Below are 7,608 nucleotides of genomic sequence, written 5' to 3'. Positions count from 1 at the left end.
GCAGCTGCGGGAGCAGCCGGAGCAGCGGCGCCGGAACCGTCGCCAATGATAGCCAGAGCAGCGCCGACCTCGACGTCCTCGTCCTCGGGGACGAGAATCTGCTCAACAACGCCTGCTACGGGGGAGGGAACCTCGGTGTCAACCTTGTCGGTGGAAACCTCAACCAGGGGTGCGTCAACCTCAATGGTGTCGCCGACCTCAACGAGCCAGCGGGTAACGGTACCCTCGGTCACGGACTCGCCCAGTGCGGGCAGTACTACGGTGTGGGACATAATCTTTCCCGTTCTCCTTGTGAATGCTTGAACTAGAAAAATGTGAGCGGCGACCCGGATGCGCGCCGTATGCGTTGTAGCACGTCGACGCGCATCCGGATAGGGGCGTTGTTCAGCGGATACGCCCGGCAACCGCTAACGACCAACGGTCGTCAATACTAAGCTGACGCGCTAACGCCAGTCAGCAAAATTTATGCGCTGTGATTATGCGCTGTGCAGCGGGGTGCCGTTCAGGACCATTGCAGCCTCACCCAGAGACTCGTTCTGAGTCGGGTGTGCGTGGACGAACTTAGCGACGTCCTCGGGGAATGCTTCCCAAGCAACCCACATCTGAGCCTCACCAATCTGCTCACCCATGCGCTTACCAATAGCGTGAACACCAACGATGGGGCCGTCCTTCTGGCGGACAACCTTCACGATACCGGTAGCACCGAGGATAGAGGACTTACCGTTACCAGCCAGGTTGTACTCAGCGGTCTCAACGTTCTCAGCGCCGAACTTCTCCTTAGCCTTGGGCTCGGAGTAACCAACAGAAGCAATCTCCGGGTCACAGAAGGTGACCTTGGGGATGTTGATGTCTTCAACGATGGTGGGGTTCAGGCCAGCGATTTCCTCAGCAACGAAGATACCCTGCTGGTAACCGCGGTGAGCCAGCTGAACGCCGGGGACGATGTCACCAATAGCGTAGATGTTGCCAACGCCGGTGTGCAGGCGCTCGTTAGCCAGGACGAAGCCGCGATCCATGGGGATGCCCTGCTCCTCGTAGCCCATGTTTGCGGTGTTCGGGCCACGACCAACAGCGACCAGAACGATCTCTGCCTCGAAGACCTTGCCGTCAGCCAGGGTGACCTTAGCACCGTTAGCGTCCTGCTCAACCTTCTCGAAGAGGGTGCCGGTGTTGAACTTGATGCCGCGCTTCTTGAACGCACGCTCCAGAACCTTGATGATTGCCGGGTCCTCGTTGGGAACCAGGTTCGGCAGGCCCTCGATGATGGTGACGTCAACGCCCATAGCGTTCCACATGGATGCGAACTCGCAACCAATCACGCCGCCACCGAGCACGATAGCGCTCTTGGGCAGGTAGTCCATCTCCAGTGCCTCAGTGGAGGTCAGCACGCGACCCTCAATGGGCAGACCGAAGGTCTTGGAGACCGAACCGGATGCCAGGATAATGTTCTTACCCTTGTACTCAACACCACCGACGGTGATGGTGTCCTGAGCGGTCAGCTTACCCTCGCCGGGGATAACCTCTACGCCCTTCATCTTCAGCAGGCCTGCAAGACCCTTGAACTTACCGGAGACGATGCCGTCCTTGTAATCGCGAACCTTGCCCATCTCGATGGACTGCAGTACAGCGTTAACGCCAACCTTGGACGCCTCGCGTGCATCTTCAGCCAGCTCAGCAGCGTGCAGGTACGCCTTGGTGGGGATACAGCCGGTGTGCAGGCAGGTGCCGCCGACCTTTTCCTTCTCGACCAGGCCGACGGTGAAGCCCAGCTGGCGTGCGCGAATAGCTGCAGAGTAGCCAGCGGAACCGCCGCCGAGGATGAGGATGTCGAATTCTTGAGCCACGATATTGCTCCCTTGCATAGTTGTTGGGGTTGAAACCCCTGCAATGAGTTCTTTTTACCAATTTATTGGTAGGTTCCTCAGCATGCACGAAAGGCCCGCGAGCTCGAAAAGTCGCGCGCCCTCCACGTACGCAGAAAAACACTTAATACAACAATACCCCCGTTGAAGGTCGTTTAAGTTCACTCAGGGCGGTTTTAGCCGATTAATCGCCCAAACACCCCAAATTTTTCACTACGCAAGAAAAGGGGCGCGTCATAGAACAGTGCGATGACAGGACCACCGCAGCGGTCGTACAGAACGCACCCTCGAAAAGACGCAGAGGAGGGCTCCCCGGTAGAAGTACCGGAAAGCCCTCCTCAGATCAGCTCTATGCTCTATGCTATGCGGCCGCACACCAGATAAGGGGCACCAGTTAGGATGCTCCAGTTAGGGCGCGCGCCCAGCCAAGCAGACTACTTAGCGTACGACTCGATGAAGTTCACCAGGGTAGCGGTACCGAAGCCGGTACCTTCCTTCGGGGTGAAGCCGTACGGGGACTCCTCATTGAACGCGGGGCCCGCAATATCCAGGTGAGCCCAGGGGATGCCCTCGCCCACGAACTCCTTCAGGAACAGGCCCGCAGTCAGCGCGCCACCGTAGCGGGAACCAATGTTCTTGATGTCAGCAACGGGGGACTCCAGGCTCTTGCGCAGGTAGGACTCCAGCGGCATCGGCCAGTAAGACTCACCCGCAGCAGCGCCGGCTGCAATCACGCGGTCACGAATCTCCTCGTCACCGAGCAGAGCCGCAGTGCGCAGACCCAGAGCAGCCATAGCGGCACCGGTCAGGGTAGCGATATCCAAGATGACGTCCGGGTTCGACTCAGAAGCCAGAGCGATACCATCAGCCATGACCAGGCGACCCTCAGCGTCAGTGTTCAGCACCTCAACGGTACGGCCATCACGCATGGTGATAATGTCCTCCGGACGCAGTGCGTGACCGCCGGGCATGTTCTCAGCCAGGCACAGGTAACCGGTCACAGCAACCGGAACATCCAGCTCAGCGGAAGCAACCACAGCGTTCAGCACCGATGCGGCACCCGCCATATCGCACTTCATGGTCATCATCGAAGCTGCAGGCTTCAGCGAGTTACCGCCGGTATCGAAGGTGATGCCCTTACCGACCAGAGCCACGTGAGCCTTCGGGTTCTCCGGGGTGTACTTCACAACGGCAAGAACCGGCTTGCGGGGCGAACCCTGACCAACACCGGAAATGCCGCCGAAGCCCTCCTCAGCCAGGCGGTCGTGGTGGAACAGCTCAATCTCAATGTTTGCGTAATCCTCAGCGACCTCAGCAGCGAACTCAGCGAAAGTCTCCGGGTACAGGTGCGACGGGGGCAGGTTCACCAGGCGGCGAGCATCCTTAGCGGTCTCACCCAGAACCAGGGCGTGAACCAGAGCCTCCTCAGCCTCTTCCTGGTCAATCGAGGAAACAATCAGAATGGAATCAATCTCTTCCTTAATCGAGTCCTGAGTCTTGCCGCGCAGGCCCTCCTCAACGAAGTTACCCAGCACGGCGCCGTGAGCAATAGCCTCAATTTCCTCTACCGAAGAAACGCCGAAATCGAAAGCAATCTCCTCAGCAGAACCAACCAGCTGACGAGCCGCAGAACCGGCAGCGTAACGCAGAGCGTCCAGACGCTCCTGACCCTCAGCAGTATCAGAGCCCAGACCCGCCAGCGCCACAATGCCGGCACCGGTGTCCTCAAGGCCGGGCAGACGCAGCAGCTGATCGGGGGCACCCGAGGCGCCCAGCGCCTCCAGCAACTCGTTAATACCCTCAACAGAGTCCTCAGACAGGGAGCTCGGCGCCAGGTACGGGCCGTCCGAACCCTTCAGAACGCCCAGAACCAGAACGTCAGCTTCGAGCGCTTCAAGGTCGGTGCTGTGAATAGACAGAGACAGAGACATCGTTACTCCTTTGCGTATGTCTTCTCAAATAGTCGGGGCACATCCTCGCGCCCGAAAAACTCAACTGTAGGCCCTCGAAGAGTGAGGATGAATACCGCCGCGCAAAGCCACGCGGACTACTGCTTCTACTCTACACGGATATGTAGGAGGGCGTGAGGTTCAGCTCTCACCCCGAACAGCTGGCAGAACAGAAAAATGCACAAGAAGCCGAGCTGCAGCGCCTTAAGAACGTCGACGAGACACCAAGCAAGTTCACCTACTGCGAGAAAAGCCCGCACACTGTCGAGACAGGGCAGTAGTGGCATAAAATGAAAGACTAAGGAAAACGTCAGATAACAGAAGACGCCCCTTCGCCCCGAGCACAGAACTGCTGAGATACGTTTGTGCGCGGCGCGAACCAGACAGAAGTGAGGAGGCACGATGCTCAACCCCGAAGATCTCTACTTAGCCAACACCAAAATATTGGACGACCCCAGGATGCACGGGCTAACCCTCGTCATCGCCCTCTCCAGCCCGCAAGACGCAGGCTCCACCGCCGGCCAGCTCGGACAGGTGCTACTCAGCGAACTCAAAAACATTGAAATCGTCGAGTTCGACAGCGACCAGCTGCACAACTACCGTGCCCGCCGCCCCTACATTCGCTACGAAAAAGACCATTTCGAAACGCCGCAATACCCGCAGCTGAAGCTCTACGCCGTAGAAGATAGCCTCGACAAGCCGTTCCTGCTGCTCACCGGTGCCGAACCGGATCTGCAGTGGCAGCGCTTCGAAAAGGCGGTGCTGACCATCGCCCAGCGGGTCAAGCCATCCCTGGTCGTGCTGGTCTCCGCATTCCCCATGCCGGTGCCGCACACCCGCCCCTTCCCGATTACCGCGCACGGTTCCCGCAAGGACCTGATTCACGGCATCTCCCCGTGGAAGCCCAGCGCGGACGTGCACGCGACCGTCACCAACCTGTTGGAAGTGCTCTTCACCGAAAACGGAATCGACACCGTCGGCTTCGGCGTGAACATTCCCCAGTACATTTCGGAGGCGGACCTGCCGCAGGGCACCCTCACCGCCCTCGAACACGTGGGCATGGCGGCGCACCTCTCCCTACCCACCGAGAACCTGCGCGAAGCCGCACGCCACGTGCACAGCCAGATCAACGATCAGGTCAAGCAGAACCCCGAAATCGGTCGCATGATCACGGCCATGGAAGAGAACTACGACGAGAACTTCCGCACCTCCGATATTGCGATTCCCCTCTCGCGACGCGACGCGCACAACGTGCCCAGCCGCGACGAGATTGGTGCGCTCTTCGAGCGGTTCCTCGACGAACAATAGATGTGGGCGAACAATAGGTGCGCGCAATAGGGGATACCGTCCGTCGGATACCGCCCGCCAGATAGTGCGTGCCAGATAGTGCGTGCCAGATAGTGCGTGACAAATTATGACGCGGCACCCCGCGCCGCTGTGGACAAACCTCGGCGCACAAACGAACAATACGAATAAATCTGTGGAACCAACGGACACATGAACCGAAGTATCCACAGATTTATTTGTTTAACCCCGTACCCCGCGCAAACCATGCCACCGTGAAGGCATGAACGCAAACAATACCTCCAACGGCAATACCCCCAACAGCGACCACTTCCACAACGAACACTTCCACAGCGGCTACGACACGCCCCCGCCCATCCGCAACGAATACGACGTGCTCAGCTGCGCCCTCCACCAGCACGGCTACTGGCCCGACCACTCACTCATCATCCTCACCGCAACCGATGACACCCTCGGCCCCAGCCTGCGCGTCAACCTACCCGACGAACCCTGCACCCACAGCGAACGTGCCGACTTCCTGCACGAAACCTTCACCAAACTCCCCACCCGTCACAACGGCGAAACCCTCACCCGCTTCTACGCCATCATCATCGACGGCGACAACACCGTACGCCAACGCCAACTCAACCCCGACACCGCGCAACTGGCCGCCATCGAAGAAATCCAACAGGACGTCGACACCCAAATCCCCATCAACGCATGGCTCCACCTGCTCCACGACCCGCGCATCGTCAGCGAACTACGCTGCGAAGACGTCATCTACGCAGGCGGCGCCAGCATCTGGGCGCTCAACCCCGAACAGCAAGCGCTCACCCTCCTCGCACCCATCGAAGAAATCCGCCACAGCAGCTACTACACCTGGCTCACCCGCCACGGCGACACCATCGCCGACACCGCCCAACACAACTACGCCCACAGCCCCTGGGACACCGACCCCACAGCCAACCCCGAAACCCGCCACGACTGGGAAAACGCCGTAGAACTCTGGGACCACACCCACCCCACCCGCCACGACGAAGCCCGCCAGGGCGTCCGCACCATCTACCGCCAAGCCCAAATCGACCTCTGCTACTGGGACGCCGCCATCAACGCCGCCGCGCACCTGCTCACCACCCACCCGGTCGATAACGCGGGCAACCCCATCACCGGTGACGCGCCCACCATCGGCGACGCACTCCGCGAACTCATCCCCGCCGAAATCGCCGGGCACCTACGCGCCTCCATCGCACCCGCAACCCTCAACCCCATCACCGCCGAAATGCTCACCTACCTCGCCGGCTACGGGCTCAACCACGCCCAAAAAGCGCTCGCCTACCTGCACTACTCCGCCCAATACACCTACCACGCCTTCGGCGGCGAATACCCCAGCCCCGACCGCGCGCCGCTCGAACCACCCCGCTACGGCACCCGCATCACCCGCAAAACCTACATCCCCGCCAGCTTCACCCACGCACTCAGCGCCACACCCGGTACCGAACAGGCACACGTACGCGCCGTGCCCGAAAAATGCGTGCAATGGCAAGACTGGATCCGCCGCACCCACCGCACCATTCAGCAGAGCCGCAGCATTCAACAGAACCGCAGCAACCAGCACACCAACCTCAACGGCTGGGCACTCGAAAACCTCACCCCCGCCGACCTCGCCAGCGCCGCCGAACTCAACACCATCAGCCGCGACCTGCTCCCACGCCTCGAGGAACACCCCAAAGACCACAACGCCCACAACAAACTCGAAAACCTCAAACAACGAATCGACGAAAGCTGCACCAACAGCGAATACCTCACCAAACACCACGCCGTCTACACCCACTACCTCAACGCCCTCAAAGGAAAACTAGACAGCCCCCACTGGGCACGCCTCAACGCACTCGAACTACTCACCAGCCTGCTCACACCCCACAGCACCGACGGAGAATACGCCGAACTACGCAACACCCAAGCCTGGGCCAACTGGTACAAGGGCTACAGCACCTACGCCCGCATGCTCCGCCAAGAAGCCCACCGCCACACATTCGGAAAGGACCTCAACATCCTCGATGTACACCTCAACGCAGGCAACCTACCCGCCTGGATCAAATACACCATCTGCGGCGAACCCGGAACACACCGCGAACCCATCAGCACCCTCAAACCCCGAAAACCTTAAAAGCCCGGCACCTAAAACCGGCACCTAAAAGCGAGGTACAAAACGAGGGAGGGGCGCGCCACCGGGCACGCCCCTCCCGCACACAGCCGCACTCACCCAAAACCAGGCCCACAAGCCACCCAAACAGCGCGTCAAGTTGAAAGCAACCAAAAATCTGCAATACTTATATATTGACCCCGTACAGTCAATGCGCTATAACGCGCCCTCAAACCGCTCCACACAACGAGCAACGGAACCCTGCAAACCGCCCAACGCACGCGGAATAAAACCCGCCCCCACAGCGTTAAACCGGATAAACGCAGCAAACACCCCGACCGAGGACGCCAGCACAGACTTGACAGGGTCT

5 protein-coding genes are annotated in these 7,608 nt (G+C 59.8%); 2 read left to right on the top strand and 3 right to left on the bottom strand.

Translation table 11 applies throughout. The annotated features are described in order from the left end of the window. The 3 genes from HMPREF2971_RS09265 to HMPREF2971_RS08180 form a co-directional block, all read right to left on the bottom strand. The coding region (locus tag HMPREF2971_RS09265; protein ID WP_305793959.1) for a biotin/lipoyl-containing protein at positions 1-272 on the bottom strand (272 nt) is incomplete at its 3' end. A gap of 204 nt (positions 273-476) precedes the next feature. Continuing rightward, positions 477-1,862, bottom strand: coding sequence for a dihydrolipoyl dehydrogenase (gene lpdA, locus HMPREF2971_RS08185; RefSeq protein ID WP_012903261.1), 1,386 nt, complete (start codon positions 1,860-1,862; stop codon positions 477-479). 434 nt (positions 1,863-2,296) lie between these two features. Beyond that, entirely contained in the window at positions 2,297-3,793 is a 1,497-nt protein-coding gene (locus tag HMPREF2971_RS08180; protein WP_070692415.1) for a leucyl aminopeptidase, read from the bottom strand. A gap of 420 nt (positions 3,794-4,213) precedes the next feature. Between HMPREF2971_RS08180 and HMPREF2971_RS08175 the strand changes: the two genes are divergently transcribed. After that, on the top strand, positions 4,214-5,119 hold the full coding sequence (locus tag HMPREF2971_RS08175) for a PAC2 family protein (protein ID WP_012903264.1): 906 nt from the start codon (positions 4,214-4,216) through the stop codon (positions 5,117-5,119). Between the two features lie 259 nt (positions 5,120-5,378). Beyond that, positions 5,379-7,262 (top strand): metal-dependent hydrolase, encoded by a 1,884-nt coding sequence (locus HMPREF2971_RS08170; protein ID WP_070692412.1) that lies wholly within the window; start codon positions 5,379-5,381, stop codon positions 7,260-7,262. The last annotated feature ends 346 nt before the right edge of the window (positions 7,263-7,608 follow it).

This window comes from Rothia sp. HMSC066G07, assembly GCF_001814485.1.
In the GTDB taxonomy this organism is placed as follows: domain Bacteria; phylum Actinomycetota; class Actinomycetes; order Actinomycetales; family Micrococcaceae; genus Rothia.
Note: the sequence above shows the minus strand (reverse complement) of the source record. Positions and strands in the feature narration are given on the sequence as shown.